The sequence below is a fragment of the Gibbsiella quercinecans genome (assembly GCF_002291425.1).
Taxonomy (GTDB): domain Bacteria; phylum Pseudomonadota; class Gammaproteobacteria; order Enterobacterales; family Enterobacteriaceae; genus Gibbsiella; species Gibbsiella quercinecans.
Genome location: NZ_CP014136.1, coordinates 1,755,880 through 1,778,176 on the forward strand (window position 1 = coordinate 1,755,880; position 22,297 = coordinate 1,778,176).

A 22,297-nucleotide genomic window follows, 5' to 3' on the forward strand; every position below is an offset into this window, starting at 1 on the left:
TCTCTAAAACACCTTCGGTGTTGTAAGGTTAAGCCTCACGGTTCATTAGTACTGGTTAGCTCAATGCATCGCTGCACTTACACACCCAGCCTATCAACGTCTTAGTCTTAAACGTTCCTTTAGTGGACTCAAGGTCCAAGGGAAGACTCATCTCGAGGCAAGTTTCGCGCTTAGATGCTTTCAGCGCTTATCTCTTCCGCACTTAGCTACCGGGCAATGCCATTGGCATGACAACCCGAACACCAGTGGTGCGTTCACTCCGGTCCTCTCGTACTAGGAGCAACCCCTCTCAATCTTCCAACGCCCACGGCAGATAGGGACCGAACTGTCTCACGACGTTCTAAACCCAGCTCGCGTACCACTTTAAATGGCGAACAGCCATACCCTTGGGACCTACTTCAGCCCCAGGATGTGATGAGCCGACATCGAGGTGCCAAACACCGCCGTCGATATGAACTCTTGGGCGGTATCAGCCTGTTATCCCCGGAGTACCTTTTATCCGTTGAGCGATGGCCCTTCCATTCAGAACCACCGGATCACTAAGACCTGCTTTCGCACCTGCTCGAGCCGTCACTCTCGCAGTCAAGCTAGCTTATGCCTTTGCACTAACCTCCTGATGTCCGACCAGGATTAGCTAACCTTCGTGCTCCTCCGTTACTCTTTGGGAGGAGACCGCCCCAGTCAAACTACCCACCAGACACTGTCCTCACCCCCGCTCAGGGGGCCGAGTTAGAACATCAAACATTAAAGGGTGGTATTTCAAGGTTGGCTCCATGCAGACTGGCGTCCACACTTCTAAGCCTCCCACCTATCCTACACATCAAGGCTCAATGTTCAGTGTCAAGCTATAGTAAAGGTTCACGGGGTCTTTCCGTCTTGCCGCGGGTACACTGCATCTTCACAGCGAGTTCAATTTCACTGAGTCTCGGGTGGAGACAGCCTGGCCATCATTACGCCATTCGTGCAGGTCGGAACTTACCCGACAAGGAATTTCGCTACCTTAGGACCGTTATAGTTACGGCCGCCGTTTACCGGGGCTTCGATCAAGAGCTTCGCCTTGCGGCTGACCCCATCAATTAACCTTCCGGCACCGGGCAGGCGTCACACCGTATACGTCCACTTTCGTGTTTGCACAGTGCTGTGTTTTTATTAAACAGTTGCAGCCAGCTGGTATCTGCGACTGGCTTCAGCTCCGTCCGCGAGGGACTTCACCTACGCGCCAGCGTGCCTTCTCCCGAAGTTACGGCACCATTTTGCCTAGTTCCTTCACCCGAGTTCTCTCAAGCGCCTGAGTATTCTCTACCTGACCACCTGTGTCGGTTTGGGGTACGATTTGATGTTACCTGATGCTTAGAGGCTTTTCCTGGAAGCTGGGCATCAACTGCTTCGCCACCGTAGTGACTCGTCATCACGCCTCAGGGTTAAAGCAGTCCGGATTTACCAGGACTACCCCCCTACACGCTTAAACCGGGACAACCGTCGCCCGGCCAGCCTAGCCTTCTCCGTCCCCCCTTCGCAGTAACACCAAGTACAGGAATATTAACCTGTTTCCCATCGACTACGCTTTTCAGCCTCGCCTTAGGAGTCGACTCACCCTGCCCCGATTAACGTTGGACAGGAACCCTTGGTCTTCCGGCGTGCGGGTTTTTCACCCGCATTATCGTTACTTATGTCAGCATTCGCACTTCTGATACCTCCAGCAACCCTCACAGGCCACCTTCAACGGCTTACAGAACGCTCCCCTACCCAACAACGCCTAAACGTCGCTGCCGCAGCTTCGGTGCATGGTTTAGCCCCGTTACATCTTCCGCGCAGGCCGACTCGACCAGTGAGCTATTACGCTTTCTTTAAATGATGGCTGCTTCTAAGCCAACATCCTGGCTGTCTATGCCTTCCCACATCGTTTCCCACTTAACCATGACTTTGGGACCTTAGCTGGCGGTCTGGGTTGTTTCCCTCTTCACGACGGACGTTAGCACCCGCCGTGTGTCTCCCGTGATAACATTCTTCGGTATTCGCAGTTTGCATCGGTTTGGTAAGCCGGGGTGGCCCCCTAGCCGAAACAGTGCTCTACCCCCGAAGATGAGTTCACGAGGCGCTACCTAAATAGCTTTCGGGGAGAACCAGCTATCTCCCGGTTTGATTGGCCTTTCACCCCCAGCCACAAGTCATCCGCTAATTTTTCAACATTAGTCGGTTCGGTCCTCCAGTTAGTGTTACCCAACCTTCAACCTGCCCATGGCTAGATCACCGGGTTTCGGGTCTATACCTTGCAACTTGACGCCCAGTTAAGACTCGGTTTCCCTACGGCTCCCCTATTCGGTTAACCTTGCTACAAAATATAAGTCGCTGACCCATTATACAAAAGGTACGCAGTCACCCTGATAAATCAAGGCTCCCACTGCTTGTACGTACACGGTTTCAGGTTCTATTTCACTCCCCTCGCCGGGGTTCTTTTCGCCTTTCCCTCACGGTACTGGTTCACTATCGGTCAGTCAGGAGTATTTAGCCTTGGAGGATGGTCCCCCCATATTCAGACAGGATAACACGTGTCCCGCCCTACTCATCGAACTCACAATTCATGCCTTTTGGTGTACGGGGCTATCACCCTTTGCTGCGCGACTTTCCAGACGCTTCCACTAAGACACAAACTGATTCAGGTTCTGGGCTCTTCCCCGTTCGCTCGCCGCTACTGGGGGAATCTCGGTTGATTTCTTTTCCTCGGGGTACTTAGATGTTTCAGTTCCCCCGGTTCGCCTTGCATGGCTATGGATTCACCATGCAATAGTGTGTCGAAACACACTGGGTTTCCCCATTCGGGTATCGCCGGTTATTACGCTTCATATCAGCTTACCGACGCTTATCGCAGATTAGCACGCCCTTCATCGCCTCTGACTGCCTAGGCATCCACCGTGTACGCTTAGTCACTTAACCTCACAACCCGAAGATGTTTCCATCATCGGCTGTGCGCTTTTGAGAGACTCGTGAATAATCTTTCGATTATTCATCATTTCAATTTTCAGCTTGTTCCAGATTGTTAAAGAGCAATATCTTAAACACGACTCGTTAAAGTCATCTTTAAGATATTCGGTGATAATGTCTTTCACTCATTATCGGAATGGCGTCCCCAAGGGGATTCGAACCCCTGTTACAGCCGTGAAAGGGCAGTGTCCTAGGCCTCTAGACGATGGGGACACGAAAATTCCGTACCAGACCACTCGCGTGATATGGCACTTTCGCATCAGCGTAAGGTTTCCCCTACCGCATCAACAGGTGCTCTTGCTCATTCATTTCATCAGACAATCTGTGTGGACACTACACATTCAGATATCGTTCGGTAAGGAGGTGATCCAACCGCAGGTTCCCCTACGGTTACCTTGTTACGACTTCACCCCAGTCATGAATCACAAAGTGGTAAGCGCCCTCCCGAAGGTTAAGCTACCTACTTCTTTTGCAACCCACTCCCATGGTGTGACGGGCGGTGTGTACAAGGCCCGGGAACGTATTCACCGTAGCATTCTGATCTACGATTACTAGCGATTCCGACTTCATGGAGTCGAGTTGCAGACTCCAATCCGGACTACGACATACTTTATGAGGTCCGCTTGCTCTCGCGAGGTCGCTTCTCTTTGTATATGCCATTGTAGCACGTGTGTAGCCCTACTCGTAAGGGCCATGATGACTTGACGTCATCCCCACCTTCCTCCAGTTTATCACTGGCAGTCTCCTTTGAGTTCCCGGCCGAACCGCTGGCAACAAAGGATAAGGGTTGCGCTCGTTGCGGGACTTAACCCAACATTTCACAACACGAGCTGACGACAGCCATGCAGCACCTGTCTCAGAGTTCCCGAAGGCACCAATCCATCTCTGGAAAGTTCTCTGGATGTCAAGAGTAGGTAAGGTTCTTCGCGTTGCATCGAATTAAACCACATGCTCCACCGCTTGTGCGGGCCCCCGTCAATTCATTTGAGTTTTAACCTTGCGGCCGTACTCCCCAGGCGGTCGATTTAACGCGTTAGCTCCGGAAGCCACGGCTCAAGGCCACAACCTCCAAATCGACATCGTTTACAGCGTGGACTACCAGGGTATCTAATCCTGTTTGCTCCCCACGCTTTCGCACCTGAGCGTCAGTCTTCGTCCAGGGGGCCGCCTTCGCCACCGGTATTCCTCCAGATCTCTACGCATTTCACCGCTACACCTGGAATTCTACCCCCCTCTACGAGACTCTAGCCTGCCAGTTTCAAATGCAGTTCCCAGGTTAAGCCCGGGGATTTCACATCTGACTTAACAGACCGCCTGCGTGCGCTTTACGCCCAGTAATTCCGATTAACGCTTGCACCCTCCGTATTACCGCGGCTGCTGGCACGGAGTTAGCCGGTGCTTCTTCTGCGAGTAACGTCAATCGCTGCAGTTATTAACTACAACGCCTTCCTCCTCGCTGAAAGTGCTTTACAACCCGAAGGCCTTCTTCACACACGCGGCATGGCTGCATCAGGCTTGCGCCCATTGTGCAATATTCCCCACTGCTGCCTCCCGTAGGAGTCTGGACCGTGTCTCAGTTCCAGTGTGGCTGGTCATCCTCTCAGACCAGCTAGGGATCGTCGCCTAGGTGAGCCATTACCCCACCTACTAGCTAATCCCATCTGGGCACATCCGATGGTGTGAGGCCCTAAGGTCCCCCACTTTGGTCTTGCGACGTTATGCGGTATTAGCTACCGTTTCCAGTAGTTATCCCCCTCCATCGGGCAGTTTCCCAGACATTACTCACCCGTCCGCCGCTCGCCGGCGAGGAAGCAAGCTTCCTCCCGCTGCCGCTCGACTTGCATGTGTTAGGCCTGCCGCCAGCGTTCAATCTGAGCCATGATCAAACTCTTCAATTAAAAGCTTGATTTGCTAAGTTAATAGCGTGCTCGAAGATTTACTGCATGAATTTTACTTCAGTTAGTCACTCTTCAAGACTTGATATTTTTGTGCACCCGAAGGTGCTGGATATCGTCTTGTGAGTGCCCACACAGATTGTCTGATAAATTGTTAAAGAGCGTCGCCGGCGATAAAGTCGCTGGCGTGGGCTGCGTATATTACGCTTTTAGCCCGAAGAGTCAAGCGTTTATTTCGCTTTCGTCTTGCTGACCCGGCGGCTTGTCAGTCGTTGTTCCCGGTCAGTGGAGGCGCATTATAGGGACTTCCCGGCAGCCTGCAACCCCTAATTTAAAAAAAACTGTCAAACGAATATAAAAACGCCAAAAAGCCCCTGATAGCGCATTAATTCACCGGGAAACGTTCGTTTTTAGCCCGCCACACCGGCAAAGCCCATTAAAGCGATAAAAGAAAAGGGAGCGATTGCTCGCTCCCTTCTCATTCACTTGCAGCCTGGCAGTTATTGTTTAGCCACAATATGCTCGTTTTCGACATCCAGCGTTACCGGTTTGCCCGGCAACAATTTCCCGGACAGTATCTGCTGCGCCAGCGGGTTTTCGATCTCTTGCTGGATGGCGCGTTTCAACGGCCGCGCACCATAGACAGGATCGTAACCAATCTTGCCCAGCAGTTCCAAAGCCGGCGTGGTCATGGTGACTTCGTAACCACGTTCTTCCAGGCGTTTATACAGACGAGCCAGTTGGATCTTGGCAATCGCAGCAATATGTTTCTGGCCGAGCGGATGGAAGACTACTACTTCATCAATACGGTTGATGAATTCCGGGCGGAAATGGTGGCTGACCATTTCCATCACGGATTCTTTCATCTGCGCATAGTTCATCTCGCCAAAGTGCGCCTGAATCAGATCGGAGCCGAGGTTGGATGTCATGATCACCACCGTATTACGGAAATCAACGGTTCGGCCCTGGCCATCCGTCAGGCGGCCGTCGTCCAAGACCTGCAGCAGGATATTGAACACATCCGGGTGCGCTTTCTCTACCTCATCAAGCAGGATCACCGAGTAAGGTCTGCGGCGCACCGCTTCGGTCAGATAACCGCCTTCCTCATAGCCGACGTAGCCCGGAGGCGCACCCACCAGCCGCGACACGGAGTGTTTCTCCATAAACTCGGACATGTCGATACGCACCATCGCATCGTCGCTGTCGAACAGGAACGACGCCAGCGCTTTACACAGCTCGGTTTTCCCCACCCCGGTTGGCCCCAGGAACAGGAAAGAGCCGATCGGCCGGTTTGGATCCGACAGGCCAGCGCGGCTACGGCGAATGGCGTTGGAAACGGCGTTCACCGCTTCATCCTGGCCGATCACGCGCGAATGCAGTTCCTGTTCCAGACGCAACAGTTTATCGCGCTCACCTTCCAGCATTCTGGCCACCGGGATCCCGGTGGCTTTCGCCAGCACTTCGGCGATCTCGGCGTCGGTAACGCGATTGCGCAGCAGCTTCATGGTTTTGCCTTCGGCGTTGGTCGCCGCGGCAAGCTGTTTTTCCAGCTCTGGAATTTTACCGTACTGCAGTTCGGACATACGCCCCAGATCGCCCACACGGCGCGCCTGCTCAAGGCTTATCTTGGCTTGCTCAAGCTCTGCTTTAATATTCTGAGTGCCAGACAACGAAGCCTTCTCAGCTTTCCACTCATCTTCAAGCTCAGCATATTCACGCTCTTTCTGATCCAGCTCGCCACTCAGCATTTCCAGGCGCTTCTTACTTGCGTCGTCAGATTCTTTGTTCAGCGCCTGCTGTTCCAATTTTAGTTGGATGATACGGCGCTCAAGCCGATCAAGCGATTCCGGCTTAGAGTCCATCTGCATACGGATGCTGGATGCAGCTTCATCGATCAGGTCGATGGCTTTATCCGGCAACTGGCGATCGGCGATATAGCGGTGCGACAACGTTGCGGCAGCCACGATAGCCGGATCGGTAATCTGCACATGATGGTGTAGCTCATAGCGTTCTTTCAGGCCGCGCAGAATAGCGATGGTATCTTCAACGCTGGGCTCAGCCACAAACACTTTCTGGAAACGCCGCTCAAGCGCCGCATCCTTCTCGATATACTGGCGGTATTCGTCAAGCGTGGTGGCGCCAACGCAGTGCAGTTCACCACGGGCCAGCGCAGGTTTAAGCATATTACCGGCATCCATTGCGCCGTCGCCTTTACCCGCCCCGACCATGGTGTGCAATTCGTCGATGAACAGGATGACGCTGCCTTCCTGTTTAGACAGATCGCTCAATACGGCTTTCAGACGCTCTTCAAACTCACCGCGGTATTTCGCCCCAGCGATCAGCGCCCCCATATCCAGCGAAAGCACGCGTTTATGCTTCAGCCCTTCCGGCACTTCACCGTTAATAATACGCTGGGCCAATCCTTCAACAATCGCGGTTTTACCCACGCCGGGCTCACCGATCAACACCGGGTTGTTCTTGGTTCTGCGCTGCAGCACCTGGATAGTACGGCGGATTTCTTCATCACGGCCGATAACCGGGTCCAGTTTCCCCTGCTCCGCGCGCTCGGTAAGATCAATGGTGTATTTCTTCAATGCCTGCCGTTGATCTTCCGCACCTTGCTCATTCACACTTTCCCCCCCGCGCATCTGCTCGACGGCCTTACTGATTTTGTCGGCCGTTGCGCCGGCAGCTTTGAGCAAATCGGTCAGCGCACCGCGATCTTCCAGCGCAGCCAACACAAACAGCTCTGAAGAAATGAATTTATCCGCACGTTTTTGCGCCAGCTTATCGCACAGGTTCAGCACCCGGACAAGTTCATGGGATGGTTGTACGTCACCGCCGGTACCTTCAACCTGCGGTAAACGGGATAACGCCTGCTCGATCTCGGTGCTTACACGGCCTGCATCGATACCGGCAGAAGTTAACAGTGGGCGAACCGTGCCCCCTTCCTGTGCGAGCAAAGCGCTCATCAGGTGTAACGGTTCAATAAACTGGTTGTCGCGCCCAAGGGCTAGGGATTGGGCATCGGCGAGGGCAAGCTGGAATTTGTTGGTAAGACGATCCAGACGCATAACACCTCCAATATAGGTCAGAATTGCTACTGGAGATTAAATGAGGTCATCCCTCAAATTTTCAAGGTTATTCCAACACTTTATTATGAGTACCACGTTATGCGTCAGTGGATCGTCCTAATTCAATAGGTTATATCAGCCAGATTAAACTTGCCATACGCCCGGTGATTCCATCGCGCCGGAAAGAGAAAAATTGGCGGCTTTCCGTCACGGTACAACGCCCGCCGCCGTATACGGCGGTGACCCCGGCACGCCCCAGGCGCTGGCGCGCCAGTTGGTAAATATCGGCCAGGAATTTATCGCCGTAGGGTGTAAACGCCACCGCGGCCTGGGGATCAACCGCAATAAACGCGGCGCGAACTTCTGCCCCGACTTCAAAGCGTTGCGGCCCGATGGCTGGCCCCAACCAGGCGGAAATGTCGCCCGGCTGGGCAGCAAAAGCGGCCACGGTATTTTCCAGCACGCCATGGCATAACCCGCGCCAACCGGCATGGGCGGCGGCCACTTCATCACCAGAGCGTGAGCAAAACAATACCGGCAGGCAATCTGCCGTCATCACCGCACACACCTGCCCAACCTGGCGCGTGTAAACCGCGTCTGCGCGCACATCCTGCGGCGGCGTGCCGTTCAGGTGCTGCACACGGGTACCATGCACCTGTTCGAGCCATACCGGCATCTGCGGCAATGCCGCCCCCGCCACCAGGCGCGCGCGATTAGCCGCCACCGCCTGGGCATCATCGCCCACGTGTGTCCCGAGGTTGAGTGAATCATAAGGCGGGCGGCTGACACCGCCATGCCGGGAAGTGGCACCGGCCCGCACCCTTTCAGGACACGGCCAATCGGGCACGATGAGTGGATCCATCACCAATCCATCTGCTCTTTAAACGCTTCGGTATCCGCTTTCAGCGCATCCACCAGATCGACCATGTCTTGCGGCAACGGCGCATGCCATTCCATTTGAATCCCGCTGATCGGGTGATACAAGCGCAGCATGGTGGCATGCAATGCCTGGCGATCAAAACCGCGCAGGGTGTGAATAAACGCCTCCGATGCCCCTTTCGGCGGGCGTGGGCGACCACCGTAGAGCGGATCGCCCACCAGCGGATGATTGATATGCGACATATGAACGCGGATCTGGTGCGTACGCCCGGTTTCCAGCCGAAGCCGCAGGCGGGTATGGGCGCGGAAATGCTCCATAATACGGTAGTGGGTCACCGCCGGTTTACCCATGGGATGCACGGCCATATGGGTGCGTTTGGTCGAGTGGCGAGCAATCGGCTCCTCCACCGTGCCGCCGGCGGTCATGGTGCCGATCGCCACCGCTTCATACTCACGGGTAATTTCCCGCGCCTGCAGCGATTCCACCAGCCGTGTCTGCGCAGGCACGGTTTTCGCCACCACCATCAGCCCGGTGGTGTCTTTATCCAGGCGGTGAACAATGCCGGCACGCGGCACATCGGCAATGGCCGGGAAGTGATAGAGCAGCGCGTTCAGCACTGTCCCATCCGGGTTGCCGGCGCCGGGGTGCACCACCAGATCGCGCGGCTTGTTGATCACCAGGATGTCGCTGTCTTCATAGACGATATCCAGCGCAATATTCTGCGGTTCCCAACGTGCGTCTTCTTCTATCTGTGCATCAATGGCGACCGTCTCCCCGCCCAGCACCTTCTCTTTCGGTTTGTTTATCGTTTTGCCATTGACCTGAACCCGATCTTCCAGGATCCAATCTTTTATGCGAGATCTTGAATAATCAGGGAACAATTCGGCCAAAGCCTGATCTAAACGTTGTCCGAGTTGAGATTCGGCCACCGTTGCGGTGAGTTGTACTTGTTGTGCCATATGCAGCTTCTTCGTTAACGTTGGGTTTTCACGGCGATGCCGTTTAATATAATGTGCTATTGTAACTGGTCTTTGTCGGGAGCTTAACGGTCAGTCTCCCGGAATAACACCCTGAGGATAATCAAAACGTCATGACGCGTATGAAATATCTGGTGGCGGCAGCCACGTTGAGCCTGGCGCTGGCAGGTTGCTCCAGTTCCAAGGATACGGTTCCCGACAACCCGCCTTCGGAAATCTATGCTAACGCCCAGCAAAAACTACAGGACGGTAACTTCAAGGGTGCTATTACGCAACTCGAAGCGTTAGATAACCGCTATCCTTTCGGGCCATACTCCCAGCAGGTTCAGTTGGATCTTATCTATGCCTACTACAAATCTGCCGATCTGCCACTGGCACAAGCGTCTATCGATCGCTTCATGCGCTTGAACCCAACGCACCCGAACATCGATTACGTGATGTATATGCGCGGTTTGACGGATATGGCGCTGGATGACAGTGCGCTGCAGGGCTTCTTTGGCGTCGATCGTTCTGACCGCGATCCAGAGCACGCACGTGCCGCGTTCCGTGATTTCAGCCAGTTGATCCAGCAGTATCCGAACAGCCAGTACGCGACCGATGCGCAAAAACGTTTGGTGTTCCTGAAAGATCGTTTATCCAAATACGAACTTTCCGTTGCGCAATACTACACCAAACGCGGCGCTTACGTCGCGGTTGTTAACCGTGTAGAACAGATGCTGCGTGATTTCCCGGATACCAAAGCGACCCATGATGCACTGCCGCTGATGGAAAATGCTTACAAGCAACTGCAGTTGAACGGCCAGGCAGATAAAGTCGCGAAGATTATTGCCGCCAACCCGGCTTAACATCTCCGGTGGCAAGACACAAAAAACGGCAGCCTTCAGCTGCCGTTTTTTATTCTGCCGACGCACTAAGAACTGGCTATACACCTTAATAAAAACAGGCTATTAGCGCTATACGCCACAAAGTTATCCCATCAATAATGCGCGATCCGGCACCAAGACTCAAGCGCTGTATGCAGGTTTCAACAGCCAAATCACAGAACGCGTGCAATTGACAAGAAGTGACAAAAAAATGTGATCTCCATCACGCATTTAAGCAAAAACACAGGTATGCTGAAGTTATCCAAAGACGGAAAGACACAAGAGGTAAGTTATATGACAGTCAACATTACCAGCAAACAAATGGATATCACCCCCGCCATCCGCAATCATGTCGAAGACCGTCTTACCAAACTGGATAAATGGCAAGCTCAACTCATTAACCCGCATATCGTTTTATCCAAAGAGCCCCAGGGTTTTGTGGCCGACGCCACCATCACTACGCCAAACGGCCCGCTGGTCGCCAGCGCAAAACACGATGATATGTACGCTGCGGTTAACGAGCTGATCGCAAAACTTGAACGCCAGTTGAATAAGGTTCAGCACAAGGGCGAAGCGCGCCGCGCCGCCGCCAGCGTAAAAGATATCGTCCCGGAAGTGGAACCGGAACAGAAATAATCCCTCACGAACATGATGCATCAAACCCGCTTCGGCGGGTTTTTTGTTGACACAGGGAAAAGCCAGCGGTTAACTTACCCCAGAGCGATAAACCACTGGGCACCCCATGGCACACAAACCGTTTTTCTTTGCATTCTTTTTTACCTTCCCCTGATTGGGAGGCGTTTCGTCGTGTGACAAAGAATGCAAAGACGAACAGCAAAGCCTCCTGAAACAGGGGGCTTTTTTTATGGCTATTCGATAACAAATTAATAAAAACACAAGGCAAAGCTGACTATGACTGACAACCCGTTACTTGCGCTGCGCGAACGCATCAGCGCGCTGGACCTGGAACTGCTGGCGCTGCTGGCGGAACGCAGGAAACTGGCGATCGCGGTGGGCAAAACCAAACTGCACTCCCACAACCCGATCCGCGACAAAGAACGCGAGCGCGATCTGCTTGATACGCTGGTTAAGGCCGCCAAACCCCATGGCCTTGACGGATTTTATGTCACCCGCCTGTTCCAACTGATCATCGAGGATTCCATTCTGACGCAACAGGCGCTGTTGCAGCAGCAGCTCAATGCCACCAGCCAACACACTGCGCGTATTGCCTTCCTCGGCCCGAAAGGCTCTTATTCACATTTGGCTGCCCGCCAGTATGCCGCACGCCATTTTGAACAGTTGATCGAGCATGGCTGCCACAAATTCCAGGATATCTTCACCCAGGTGGAAACCGGGCAGGCCGATTACGCCATATTGCCGATTGAAAATACCAGTTCCGGTTCAATTAATGACGTCTACGATCTGCTGCAGCACACCAGCCTGTCGATTGTCGGCGAACTGAGCAACCCGATTAACCATTGCGTGTTGGTATCCGGTGATACCGATCTCAGCCAGATAGAAACCGTTTACAGCCATCCACAGCCTTTCCAACAGTGCAGCCAGTTCATCAACCGCTTCCCACATTGGAACATCGAGTACTGCGAAAGCACCGCGGCGGCGATGGAGAAAGTCGCCAGCCTGAATTCACCCAACGTGGCGGCGCTGGGCAGCGAGGCCGGCGGCGCGCTGTATAACCTGCAGGTGCTGGAACATAACCTGGCAAACCAGCAGCAGAACATTACGCGCTTCATCGTGCTGGCGCGCAAAGCGATAGAGGTTTCCGATCAGGTGCCGGCGAAGAGCACGCTGATCATGGCCACCGGCCAGCAATCGGGGGCATTAGTAGAAGCGCTGCTGGTGCTGCGAGAAAACGGCATCATTATGACCAAGCTGGAATCACGGCCCATCAACGGCAACCCGTGGGAAGAGATGTTCTATATTGATGTGCAGGCCAACCTGCGCTCGGAGGCGATGCAAAAGGCGCTTAAGGATTTGGCGCCCATTACCCGCTCCTTGAAAGTGCTGGGCTGCTACCCCAGTGAAAACGTGGTGCCGGTCAATCCTTCCTAAAGACAAAAAGGGTTTGGCAATGCCAAACCCTTTTTACACAACACCGAAAAATGCAATTACTGGCGGCTGTCGTTAGCCTGCCGCAGCAGCGAACGGCTCTCCACCAGGAAGTGCTGGGCGTAATCACCGAACCAGTGCTCCACTTTCTGGAAGCTTTCAATAAACGCCTGCTTATCACCGTGTTCAAGCAACGCAATCGCTTCGCCGAAACGCTGGTAATAGCGTTTAATCAATGCGATGTTCTCTTCCGAAGACATGATGATATCGGCATACAGTTGTGGATCCTGCGCAAACAACCGGCCCACCATCGCCAACTCCAGCCGATAGATGGGGGAAGAGAGCGCCAGCAACTGTTCCAGCCGCACGTTCTCTTCCGCCAGATGCAGCCCGTAGGCGAAAGTCGCAAAGTGGCGTAGAGCCTGGATAAACGCCATGTTCTGATCGTGCTCAACGGCGCTGATGCGGTGCAACCTGGCTCCCCAAACCTGCAGTTGTTCCAGCAGCCATTGATAAGCTTCCGGCTGACGCCCATCGCAATAGACCACGACCTGCTTGGCGATGCTGCCAACATCCGGCCCAAACATCGGGTGCAAGCCAAGCACCGGCCCGCCATGCACTGCCAGCATGGCCTGCAGCGGCCGATTCTTCACGGAGGCCAGATCGACCAGGATGCAGTCATCCGGCAACTTCGGCAAACGCGAGATCACCTGTTCCGTCACGTGGATCGGCACGCTGACGATCACCATACCCGCATCCGCCAGTAGCGTTTCCGCCTGTGGCCAATCCTGCTGCTCCAGCACCTTTACCTGATAACCGGAAAGCGACAGCAGGCGGTTGAACAACCGCCCCATCTGGCCATCGCCGCCAATAATCACGATCGGCCGCAGTTGAGGGCACAACGCCTTGAAGCCTTTGTCGTTTTCACTGGTGTAGGATTCGCGCATCAGCCGGCGCAGCACGTCTTCAATCAGATCTGGCGGCACCCCCAGGGCTTCGGCCTCTTTACGGCGGGAAGCCAGCATGTCAGCTTCCCGTTCCGGAACATACACCGGTAAACCATAGCGGCTTTTGACCTCACCAACTTCTGCCACCAGATGCAGGCGTTTTGCCAGCAGATCCAGCAACGCTTTATCTACATCGTCAATTTGATCGCGCAATGCGGTCAGTTCAGCCACCATAAATCACTACTCTCCAGTGCGGGCCGTCAGCGCAGCGCCGAGCTCCTGATGCATTTGGCGCAGCAGCGTTTCCGTGTTTTCCCAGTTAATGCAAGCATCCGTGACGGATACGCCATAGCGCATCTCGGCACGCGGCATCTCAGAAGACTGGTTGCCCTCATGCAAATGACTTTCCAGCATGATGCCGGTGATCGAACGGTTACCCGCTTTAATTTGCTCAACCACGGATGCCGCTACCAGCGGCTGACGGCGATAATCTTTATTCGAGTTGCCATGGCTGCAATCTACCATTAAGGACGGACGGAGTCCCGCGTCCTGCATCTGTTTTTCACATGCAGCCACGTGCTCCGCGCTGTAATTCGGCTCTTTACCGCCACGCAGAATCACATGCCCATTCGGGTTGCCGTGGGTTTGCAGCAGGCAAACCTGCCCCGCCTGGTTGATACCCACAAAGCGGTGCGGCATCGCAGCGGCGCGCATCGCATTAATTGCCGTGCTCAGGCTGCCATCGGTGCCATTTTTAAAACCGACCGGCATCGACAGGCCCGAAGCCATTTCACGGTGCGTTTGCGATTCCGTGGTGCGCGCCCCGATCGCTGACCAACTGAACAGATCGCCCAGATATTGCGGGCTGTTCGGATCCAATGCTTCCGTCGCCAACGGCAACCCCATGTTGACCAGATTCAGCAGCAGGCGACGCGCAATCTGCAGGCCAGCCTCAATATCAAATGAGCCGTCCATAAACGGATCGTTGATCAAGCCTTTCCAGCCGACGGTCGTTCTGGGTTTTTCAAAATAGACACGCATAACGATATACAGCTGATCGCTCAATTCAGCCGACAGGGTTTTCAAACGACGCGCGTAATCCAGCGCGGCGTCTGGATCGTGAATGGAACATGGGCCGCAAACCACCAGCAGGCGATGATCGCGCCCCTGCAAAATATTGGCGATGGTCTGGCGCGCCGTCGTGATAGCCGATTCATCACTGGCGGTAAGCGGGAGTTGCCCTTTCAGCTCTTCGGGGGTGAGCATGACCTGTTCGGCACTGATGTGTACGTTATTGAGCGCGTCTTTTTGCATGATGCTAGTCCTGTCGTGTGCTGTTATGCGTGAGCGTGTTTGAAACATTGAGCGTTACTGGGCTATACCTTATCACGCGATGTAAAGATTTCAATCCATTTGGTGTAAATAAAAAATTACCACAACAGCGCAAGCGTAATAAAACCAACACAGAACAACAAAATAACATTAATTATCATAGTATTGATTAATTTCCCCACGCTAAAAGACGACCATCACTCATTAACATCATCAGGAATAAAACATCAATAAGTAAACTTAAGTTTACAACAAAATTAACAGGCGGTACTGCGCATCACACCAGCCGACCGCCAATGACACCGGCATCACCGGCAAGCACTTTTAGCGGTAAGCTGCCCGCCGCCTAAACAGGGGAAACGGCAGCCTATACATGCCGTGAGTAGAAGAAAAATGAATAAGTGACGATGAAAAATGAATAAGTTAAGCTAACTATGGCTATTTTTGTCGCAATTGCGAATCGCTATAATACGTTGGCAACCACTCATCACTTTTAACAGACTGGATCCAAAATGCTCTCTTTACGCGCTCGTCGCGCTATCCCATTGTATATTAGCTGCCTCACCGCTTTCGCCAGTATTCCCTCTTTCGCAGACAATACACTGTTCACCGCGATGGATGACCCGGCAACCGCGAAGAAGCCATTTGAAGGTAATGTACAGGCGGGTTATAACGCGCAATCCGGTAACTCGGAAAACTCCTCGCTGCTGGCGAACAGTTCACTGACCTGGTTCAATACCTCTACGGCCTATAGTCTGTGGGGAGCCGCCAACAACACCACCTCCTCCAACGTTCGCTCAAGCGAAAAATATCAGGTGGGCGGACGTACCCGTTACAACATGACTGAGCGTAATTACCTGTTCGGCCAGGCTAACTGGCTGAACGATCGCTTTGCCGGTTATGATTCACGCTCGACGCTCACCGTAGGTTACGGGCGCCAGGTGCTGAATGGCCCAGTGCACGATCTGCGTCTCGAATTCGGTCCCGGCGTACGCCACGACGAATATCACGGCGGCGGCCGCAGCACCAAAGCACTGGCTTACGGTGCCGCAAACTATACGTATCAGCTGACCGATACCACCAAGTTCACCGAAGGCCTTTCCGCTTTGGCCAACGAAGACGTGACCCTGAACTCGGAAACGGCGCTGAACGTCGCGATCAATGAAAAATTCTCGCTGCGCCTGGCCTATACGGTGACCTATAACAATAACCCTCCGGCCTCTGCACCGAAGAAAACCGACACCACCACCTCGGTCACGTTGGTTTACGGTCTGTAATTCCTCTTCTTTCCTGCCAAGCCCACTCCGGTGGGCTTTTTTATGCCTGAAATTTGCCTTTTCTCCGTTGCTAAAAAGTTTGTGATTTCACGGTTGACCTATTTAGCAAATTGCTTAATACTGGTTATATATACAGTATAGTTATTGGGAGGGAAAATATGACAGCTATCTACTGCGGCAGGCTCCCATGGTCGATAACGCTAATGAACGCCGTTTCTCAGGGCGATGCAGGATATGCGTTATGGAAAAAATGACTTCATTGATTACCTATGCCATGGCGCTGTTTCTCGCCTGGCTCGGCAAACTTTCACCACAGGATATCGCCTTTCTGGTGGGCTCTGCGGTGGGCATCGGCACCTTCCTCGTCAACTGGTACTACCGGCGCAAAAACTACCAGTTACTGAAAGAAATCCAACGAAATGCAGCCGCCAGGAGGATCTACGATGAACTCAATCGCTAAACGATGCAGCACTGCCACTATTCTGGTTTTGGTGGCAACGCTGCCTCAGTTTGATCAATTGAAAACGTCACAGGCGGGCCTGATGCTGATCGCCAATTTTGAAGGCTGCCAACTGACAGCTTACCAGTGCGATGCGGATATCTGGACCCGCGGTATCGGCCATACGCTCGACGTTCTCCCCGGCCAAACGGTGACCCGTAAGCGGGTAGCGAAAGACTTCCTGGCGGACGTTCGCCATGTGGAGAGAGGGATGGCGGTCTGTTTACCGGCTGATATGCCGCAGGAAATCTACGACGCGGTGATCGCGTTTGCCTTCAACGTTGGCGTACACGCCGCCTGCCATTCGACCATGATGCGTTTTTTACAGCAGCGGCAATGGCACAAAGCGTGCAATCAGCTGCCGCGATGGGTGTATGTGCTGGGGATAAAAAGCAAGGGATTGGAACGACGGCGGGCGGCAGAGCGCACGCTATGCCTGCGCGGCGCCAGACGAGCGGCAGCCAACCAACGCCAGGCCGTGAAAAACCCCGGCAATGGGAATGAGCTGGGACCTATACAGCTCGCCAAACCAGCAAACTACTGAAACCGGTTCAAACACAAAATTTTTTAATTATCTATCAAGGGGGTTCCTATGATGCATTGTCCACTGTGCGGTAACGTGGCCCATACCCGCTCCAGCCGTTACCTCAGTAACTCAACCAAAGAACGTTATCACCAATGCCAAAATATTCATTGCAGCTGCACTTTCGCCACCCATGAATCAGTTGCACGGGTGATCGCCAAACCGAGCGAGAGCGTTGCAGTGCAACCTCAGCGCCCGGCGGTGGGGAAACAACCGAGCGCCAGCACGGTGTAACCAATGGCTAAACGGCCAAAAAAAGGGGCTTACCATAACGGTAAGCCCCAGATAATTATTAACTTTTGGATGCAGCGTTAGCTGTATCTTAGTTAAGACGCTCTTTGATACGAGCAGCCTTACCAGTACGCTCACGCAGGTAGTACAGTTTGGCTTTACGAACGGCACCACGACGTTTAACAGTAATGCTGTCGATTACTGGGGAGTGAGTCTGGAATACACGCTCAACACCTTCGCCGTTGGAAATCTTACGAACAGTGAATGCAGAGTGCAGACCGCGGTTACGGATAGCGATAACCACGCCCTCGAATGCCTGCAGACGTTTTTTGCTACCTTCAACGACCCATACCTTAACTTCCACGGAATCACCCGGACGGAATGCAGGTACGTCTTGCTTCATCTGCTCTTGTTCAAGTTGCTTGATAATGTTGCTCATAATATGTCTCTTACCCTAGGTAAACTGATATATCGGTCTCGCCTGCGTATCAGGCGTTCCCTTCATGGTCCTGTTGCTCGGCCTGATGTTCCCGTTGAAACTCAGCCAGCAACACCGTTTGCTCGTCAGTCAGAGCTAGGCTTTCTAGAAGTTCAGGTCTTCTAAGCCAGGTTCGGCCCAGCGACTGCTTCAAGCGCCAGCGACGTATCTCGGCATGGTTGCCCGACAGCAGAACCGGCGGTACTTCCATTCCTTCCAACACTTCAGGGCGGGTATAATGTGGGCAGTCCAGCAATCCATCGACAAAAGAATCTTCTTCCGCAGACGCCTGGTGGCCCAGCACACCCGGTATAAACCGAGCGACTGAATCGATCAGCGTCATTGCCGGCAGTTCCCCACCGCTGAGAACGTAATCGCCGATTGACCATTCTTCGTCAATTTCGGTTTGGATCACGCGCTCATCAACCCCTTCATAACGGCCGCACACCAGAATGATTTTCTGGTTGGCCGCCAGTTCACACACGCCGGTTTGATCCAGCTTGCGCCCCTGAGGTGAAAGATAAATCACCTTTGCGCCTTCACCTGCCGCTGCTTTGGCTGCGTGGATGGCTTCCCGCAAGGGTTGCACCATCATCAACATCCCTGGGCCGCCGCCGTAGGGGCGATCGTCCACGGTGCGATGCCGATCGTAGGTGAAGTCACGCGGACTCCAACACTGCACGCTCAGCAGGCCATTTTTTACTGCCCGGCCCGTCACTCCGTAATCGGTAATGGCGCGAAACATCTCAGGAAACAGGCTCACAATACCAATAAACACAAGCCAATCCCCATTTGTCTATTCCACGACCCCAGACCGTTAAAGCCGGAGATCAAAAACCAGGATCCCAATCTGCCTCAATCACCTTGGCAGCGAGATCGACTTTCTTGATAACCTGCCCATGAAGAAACGGAACCAGCCGCTCCTTCATACCGAATGCATCTTTCAGGTTTGCTTTTACAACCAGCACATCGTTTGATCCGGTTTCCATCATATCGATGACTTTACCCAGATCATAACCGGTCGGCGTCACTACCTGGCAGCCCATAAGGTCTTTCCAGTAGTAATCATCGCCATCCAGTGGGGGCAGTTGTTCAGAATCCACCACAATTTCGCAATTGGTCAGTAGATTCGCCGCATCACGATCGTCAACACCTTTAATTTTGATGATCATGTCCTGATTGTGGCGCTTCCAGCTTTCCAGCTCGATATGCTGCCACTGACCCGCCTTCTGGATAAACCAGGGCTGATAGTCAAAAATGCTTTCAGCGTTCTCGGTGGATGAAAACACTCTGAGCCAACCACGAATGCCGTAACTAGAACCCATTTTGCCGAGAACTATCGGCTGGTTGGGCACTACCGGTTTGAGTTGCTTGCTCATTGCCACCACCGCGACAGATTAAGCTGCTTTCTTAACGTCTTTGATCAGCGCAGAAACGCGATCAGAAACGGTTGCACCCAGGCCGACCCAATGTTCGATGCGGTCCAGGTCCAGACGCAGTGCTTCAGCCTGACCAGAAGCGATCGGGTTGAAGAAGCCTACGCGCTCGATGAAACGACCATCACGCGCATTGCGGCTGTCGGTCACTACTACTTGATAGAACGGACGCTTTTTAGCGCCGCCACGTGCCAAACGAATTGTTACCATAACATCCTCTTTAGTTAATAAAACAGCCGGGCCCCATCGAGGAACGGGGCCCGGTTGCAATATAAAAAGCCCGAAAATTTTACTCATTTTGGCGCAAAAAGCAATCTAAAGCGTCGATTGCGGCCAACAAGTTTTGCAGCCAGTCAAATTTCGGGCGTTTTTACCGCGAACGGTAATTCAACAAACGCGTGCGCCAGCGCGGCGCGCACGCCTTAGCGGCCAGGGAAACCCGGCGGCATCATGCCTTTCATGCCGCGCATCATTTTCGCCAAACCGCCTTTTTTCATTTTCTTCATCATGCGCTGCATTTCATCAAACTGCTTGAGCAGGCGATTGACGTCCTGCACCTGCATGCCGGAACCCATGGCAATACGGCGCTTGCGTGAACCTTTGATGATTTCCGGCTTGGCGCGTTCCTTCAGCGTCATCGAGTTGATGATCGCTTCCATCCGCACCAGCACTTTGTCGTCCATCTGCGACTTCACATTGGCAGGCAGTTGGCCCGCGCCCGGCAGCTTGCTGAGCATGCTGGCCATCCCGCCCATGTTGCGCATCTGTTTTAGCTGCTCCAGGAAGTCGGTCAGATCGAAACCGTCGCCCTTCTTCAGCTTGTTAGCCAGCTTTTCCGCCTGCTCGCGATCAACCTTGCTTTCAATATCTTCGATCAGCGACAGAACATCGCCCATGCCCAGAATGCGTGAGGCGACGCGATCGGGGTGGAAAGGCTCCAGCGCTTCGGTCTTTTCGCCCACGCCAAGGAACTTGATCGGCTTGCCGGTGATGTGGCGAATAGAAAGCGCCGCACCGCCGCGCGCGTCACCGTCAACCTTGGTCAACACCACGCCCGTCAGCGGCAGCGCTTCATTAAAGGCTTTGGCGGTGTTCGCCGCATCCTGGCCGGTCATCGCATCAACCACAAACAGCGTTTCCACCGGGTTGATCGCCGCGTGCACCTGCTTGATTTCGTCCATCATCGCTTCGTCAACGTGCAAGCGGCCGGCGGTATCGACGATCAAAACATCGTAGAACTTCAGCTTCGCCTGCTGCAGCGCGCGATTAACGATATCAATCGGTTTGTCTTTGGCATCCGACGGGAAGAAATCCACACCGACGCCCTCTGCCAGGGTTTCCAACTGTTTAATCGCCGCGGGGCGATACACGTCGGCAGAAACCACCAGCACTTTTTTCTTCTGTTTTTCCTTCAGGAATTTACCCAGCTTACCGACGCTGGTGGTTTTACCCGCCCCCTGAAGGCCGGCCATCAGCACCACGGCCGGCGGCTGCGCGGCCAGGTTCAGCTCGGTATTCACCTCGCCCATTGCGGCAATCAGTTCGTTCTTGACGATCTTGACGAACTCCTGCCCTGGGGTCAGGCTTTTGTTGACTTCATGACCAACGGCGCTCTCTTTGACGCGGTTGATAAAATCACGCACCACCGGCAAGGCGACGTCCGCCTCAAGCAGGGCCATACGAACTTCACGCAGGGTATCTTTGATATTTTCTTCGGTCAGCCGCCCACGGCCGCTGATATTGCGCAGTGTGCGCGACAATCGATCGGTTAAATTTTCAAACATCGTCTCATGCTCAACGTAAAGACAGGCCGCAGTGGCGACACAATTGCGGCGATTATAACACGAAGCCAACGCGATCTCTGCCTTAGCGTTGGAGATAGGTTGGAGCAAGCGGCATGCAAGGCTATACTGGCAATCTGATTAACCATGCCGATGTTCAAATTAAACGCTATGCCAGTATTCTCCATTGCGGCTATAACGGCCTACCTGGTCAGCCTTGGGCTGATCATCCCCAGCCTACTGAGAAAGAACAGCGCATACCGTCGGCTCGCTTTGATTTCAGCCGTGGCGGCATTAGTTTGCCATGCCATTGCCCTGCAGCAGCGGATCTTCGATGTCAGCACCGGGCAAAATCTTAGCCTGCTCAATATCGGTGCCATCGTCAGTCTGATTATCTGTACCGTGATGACCATCGTCGCTTCGCGCAATCGCGGCTGGTTCCTGACGCCGATCGTGTACACCTTTGCCATGATCAACCTGGCATTTGCCAGCTTCATGCCGGGGGAGTTCATCACCCATCTGGAAGCGACGCCAGGGCTGCTGGTGCACATTGGGCTGGCGCTGTTCTCCTATGCAACGCTGATTATTGCTGCGCTCTATGCGCTGCAGTTAGCCTGTTTGGATTACCTGCTGAAAAACAAAAAGCTCACCTTCAGCGCCGATATGCCGCCACTGATGAGCATTGAGCGCAAAATGTTTCATATCACCCAGATCGGCGTAGTTTTGCTGACTCTGACGCTGTGCACCGGCCTGCTGTACATGGATAACCTGTTCAGCAAGGAAAATGTTCATAAAGCGGTGCTCTCCATTATGGCGTGGTTTATCTATATCGTGCTGCTGTGGGGCCACTACCACGAAGGCTGGCGCGGGCGTCGCGTCGTCTGGTTCAGCTTTGCCGGCGCTTTTTTGCTGACGCTGGCTTATTTTGGCAGCCGACTGATTCAGGAAGTGATGGTACGCTAAAATAGCATAGCGTCTGCTTTTGGTTCGTCCTC

General features: G+C 53.6%; 18 protein-coding genes, 1 tRNA gene, 2 rRNA genes, 1 pseudogene and 1 other annotated feature. Of the genes and pseudogenes, 9 read left to right on the forward strand and 13 right to left on the reverse strand.

What is annotated here, in order from left to right:
• Nucleotides 1-24: 24 nt before the first annotated feature.
• From ACN28Q_RS08190 to rluD, 6 genes are all read right to left on the reverse strand, one after another.
• Nucleotides 25-2,934, reverse strand: a 23S ribosomal RNA gene (locus ACN28Q_RS08190).
• Nucleotides 2,935-3,119: 185 nt separating this feature from the next.
• A tRNA-Glu gene (locus ACN28Q_RS08195) sits at nt 3,120-3,195 on the reverse strand.
• Between the two features lie 143 nt (nt 3,196-3,338).
• Nucleotides 3,339-4,880, reverse strand: a 16S ribosomal RNA gene (locus ACN28Q_RS08200).
• The 16S and 23S rRNA genes sit together here with 1 tRNA gene alongside, the layout of an rRNA operon.
• Before the next feature lie 497 nt (nt 4,881-5,377).
• Nucleotides 5,378-7,951 carry an ATP-dependent chaperone ClpB gene (gene clpB / locus ACN28Q_RS08205; RefSeq protein WP_095845895.1) on the reverse strand — a complete coding sequence of 858 codons (2,574 nt, stop codon included), beginning with the start codon at nt 7,949-7,951 and terminating at the stop codon, nt 5,378-5,380.
• 130 nt (nt 7,952-8,081) lie between these two features.
• Entirely contained in the window at nt 8,082-8,813 is a 732-nt protein-coding gene (gene yfiH / locus ACN28Q_RS08210) for a purine nucleoside phosphorylase YfiH (protein WP_095845896.1), read from the reverse strand.
• On the reverse strand, nt 8,813-9,790 hold the full coding sequence (gene rluD, locus ACN28Q_RS08215; protein ID WP_095845897.1) for a 23S rRNA pseudouridine(1911/1915/1917) synthase RluD: 978 nt from the start codon (nt 9,788-9,790) through the stop codon (nt 8,813-8,815). Before rluD ends, yfiH begins: the two co-directional genes overlap by 1 nt.
• A 131-nt stretch (nt 9,791-9,921) precedes the next feature.
• On the opposite strand from rluD, the gene bamD reads away from it, so the two are divergent.
• The 4 genes from bamD to pheA all read left to right on the forward strand — a co-directional run bounded on the left by bamD (nt 9,922) and on the right by pheA (nt 12,741).
• Nucleotides 9,922-10,653, forward strand: a complete 732-nt coding sequence (gene bamD, locus ACN28Q_RS08220) for an outer membrane protein assembly factor BamD (protein ID WP_095845898.1) — start codon at nt 9,922-9,924, stop codon at nt 10,651-10,653.
• A 312-nt stretch (nt 10,654-10,965) separates the two neighbouring features.
• Complete coding sequence (raiA, locus tag ACN28Q_RS08225; RefSeq protein ID WP_095845899.1) at nt 10,966-11,307, forward strand: ribosome-associated translation inhibitor RaiA; 342 nt, start codon at nt 10,966-10,968, stop codon at nt 11,305-11,307.
• A 105-nt stretch (nt 11,308-11,412) separates the two neighbouring features.
• Nucleotides 11,413-11,538: a sequence feature (Phe leader region), on the forward strand.
• Nucleotides 11,414-11,461, forward strand: a complete 48-nt coding sequence (pheL, locus tag ACN28Q_RS08230; RefSeq protein ID WP_121525945.1) for a pheA operon leader peptide PheL — start codon at nt 11,414-11,416, stop codon at nt 11,459-11,461. (Overlaps the previous feature by 48 nt.)
• 45 nt (nt 11,539-11,583) lie before the next feature.
• Entirely contained in the window at nt 11,584-12,741 is a 1,158-nt protein-coding gene (gene pheA, locus ACN28Q_RS08235; protein ID WP_095845901.1) for a bifunctional chorismate mutase/prephenate dehydratase, read from the forward strand.
• 56 nt (nt 12,742-12,797) lie between these two features.
• On the opposite strand, the gene tyrA is transcribed toward pheA, so the two are convergent.
• Nucleotides 12,798-13,919: a bifunctional chorismate mutase/prephenate dehydrogenase gene (gene tyrA, locus ACN28Q_RS08240; protein ID WP_095845902.1), complete on the reverse strand. Its 1,122-nt coding sequence runs from the start codon at nt 13,917-13,919 to the stop codon at nt 12,798-12,800.
• A 6-nt stretch (nt 13,920-13,925) separates the two neighbouring features.
• On the reverse strand, nt 13,926-14,999 hold the full coding sequence (locus ACN28Q_RS08245; RefSeq protein WP_095845903.1) for a 3-deoxy-7-phosphoheptulonate synthase: 1,074 nt from the start codon (nt 14,997-14,999) through the stop codon (nt 13,926-13,928).
• Nucleotides 15,000-15,529: 530 nt separating this feature from the next.
• Here ACN28Q_RS08245 and ACN28Q_RS08250 point away from each other — a divergent pair.
• From ACN28Q_RS08250 to ACN28Q_RS08265, 4 genes and pseudogenes are all read left to right on the forward strand, one after another.
• Nucleotides 15,530-16,294 carry a DUF481 domain-containing protein gene (locus tag ACN28Q_RS08250; protein ID WP_095845904.1) on the forward strand — a complete coding sequence of 255 codons (765 nt, stop codon included), beginning with the start codon at nt 15,530-15,532 and terminating at the stop codon, nt 16,292-16,294.
• Nucleotides 16,295-16,535: 241 nt separating this feature from the next.
• Entirely contained in the window at nt 16,536-16,754 is a 219-nt protein-coding gene (locus ACN28Q_RS08255) for an HP1 family phage holin (protein ID WP_095845905.1), read from the forward strand.
• Nucleotides 16,738-17,238, forward strand: a pseudogene (locus tag ACN28Q_RS08260) (lysozyme); the annotation flags it as partial. The gene ACN28Q_RS08255 and the pseudogene ACN28Q_RS08260, both read left to right, overlap by 17 nt.
• A 147-nt stretch (nt 17,239-17,385) precedes the next feature.
• Nucleotides 17,386-17,610, forward strand: a complete 225-nt coding sequence (locus ACN28Q_RS08265) for an ogr/Delta-like zinc finger family protein (protein WP_095845907.1) — start codon at nt 17,386-17,388, stop codon at nt 17,608-17,610.
• An 88-nt stretch (nt 17,611-17,698) separates the two neighbouring features.
• On the opposite strand, the gene rplS is transcribed toward ACN28Q_RS08265, so the two are convergent.
• From rplS to ffh, 5 genes are all read right to left on the reverse strand, one after another.
• The gene (gene rplS, locus ACN28Q_RS08270) at nt 17,699-18,046 is read right to left on the reverse strand and encodes a 50S ribosomal protein L19 (RefSeq protein WP_004955150.1); all 348 of its coding nucleotides are present in this window, start codon (nt 18,044-18,046) and stop codon (nt 17,699-17,701) included.
• A 49-nt stretch (nt 18,047-18,095) separates the two neighbouring features.
• A complete protein-coding gene (gene trmD, locus ACN28Q_RS08275; protein ID WP_095845908.1) occupies nt 18,096-18,863 on the reverse strand; it encodes a tRNA (guanosine(37)-N1)-methyltransferase TrmD in 768 nt (255 codons plus the stop codon).
• A gap of 52 nt (nt 18,864-18,915) precedes the next feature.
• Nucleotides 18,916-19,464, reverse strand: a complete 549-nt coding sequence (rimM, locus tag ACN28Q_RS08280) for a ribosome maturation factor RimM (RefSeq protein WP_095845909.1) — start codon at nt 19,462-19,464, stop codon at nt 18,916-18,918.
• An 18-nt stretch (nt 19,465-19,482) separates the two neighbouring features.
• The gene (rpsP, locus tag ACN28Q_RS08285) at nt 19,483-19,731 is read right to left on the reverse strand and encodes a 30S ribosomal protein S16 (protein ID WP_095845910.1); all 249 of its coding nucleotides are present in this window, start codon (nt 19,729-19,731) and stop codon (nt 19,483-19,485) included.
• 212 nt (nt 19,732-19,943) lie between these two features.
• Nucleotides 19,944-21,305, reverse strand: a complete 1,362-nt coding sequence (ffh, locus tag ACN28Q_RS08290) for a signal recognition particle protein (protein ID WP_095845911.1) — start codon at nt 21,303-21,305, stop codon at nt 19,944-19,946.
• A 168-nt stretch (nt 21,306-21,473) separates the two neighbouring features.
• On the opposite strand from ffh, the gene ACN28Q_RS08295 reads away from it, so the two are divergent.
• Nucleotides 21,474-22,265, forward strand: coding sequence for a cytochrome C assembly family protein (locus ACN28Q_RS08295; protein WP_095848962.1), 792 nt, complete (start codon nt 21,474-21,476; stop codon nt 22,263-22,265).
• The last annotated feature ends 32 nt before the right edge of the window (nt 22,266-22,297 follow it).

Coding starts and splice junctions, on each gene's coding strand:
- rpsP (WP_095845910.1), bottom strand. CDS start 19,731: ATGGTAACAATTCGTTTGGCACGTGGCGGCGCTAAAAAGCGTCCGTTC.
- clpB (WP_095845895.1), bottom strand. CDS start 7,951: ATGCGTCTGGATCGTCTTACCAACAAATTCCAGCTTGCCCTCGCCGAT.
- ACN28Q_RS08265 (WP_095845907.1), top strand. CDS start 17,386: ATGATGCATTGTCCACTGTGCGGTAACGTGGCCCATACCCGCTCCAGC.
- ACN28Q_RS08295 (WP_095848962.1), top strand. CDS start 21,474: ATGCCAGTATTCTCCATTGCGGCTATAACGGCCTACCTGGTCAGCCTT.
- pheA (WP_095845901.1), top strand. CDS start 11,584: ATGACTGACAACCCGTTACTTGCGCTGCGCGAACGCATCAGCGCGCTG.
- rluD (WP_095845897.1), bottom strand. CDS start 9,790: ATGGCACAACAAGTACAACTCACCGCAACGGTGGCCGAATCTCAACTC.
- ffh (WP_095845911.1), bottom strand. CDS start 21,305: ATGTTTGAAAATTTAACCGATCGATTGTCGCGCACACTGCGCAATATC.
- ACN28Q_RS08250 (WP_095845904.1), top strand. CDS start 15,530: ATGCTCTCTTTACGCGCTCGTCGCGCTATCCCATTGTATATTAGCTGC.
- ACN28Q_RS08255 (WP_095845905.1), top strand. CDS start 16,536: ATGGAAAAAATGACTTCATTGATTACCTATGCCATGGCGCTGTTTCTC.
- raiA (WP_095845899.1), top strand. CDS start 10,966: ATGACAGTCAACATTACCAGCAAACAAATGGATATCACCCCCGCCATC.
- rimM (WP_095845909.1), bottom strand. CDS start 19,464: ATGAGCAAGCAACTCAAACCGGTAGTGCCCAACCAGCCGATAGTTCTC.
- rplS (WP_004955150.1), bottom strand. CDS start 18,046: ATGAGCAACATTATCAAGCAACTTGAACAAGAGCAGATGAAGCAAGAC.
- yfiH (WP_095845896.1), bottom strand. CDS start 8,813: ATGGATCCACTCATCGTGCCCGATTGGCCGTGTCCTGAAAGGGTGCGG.
- ACN28Q_RS08245 (WP_095845903.1), bottom strand. CDS start 14,999: ATGCAAAAAGACGCGCTCAATAACGTACACATCAGTGCCGAACAGGTC.
- tyrA (WP_095845902.1), bottom strand. CDS start 13,919: ATGGTGGCTGAACTGACCGCATTGCGCGATCAAATTGACGATGTAGAT.
- bamD (WP_095845898.1), top strand. CDS start 9,922: ATGACGCGTATGAAATATCTGGTGGCGGCAGCCACGTTGAGCCTGGCG.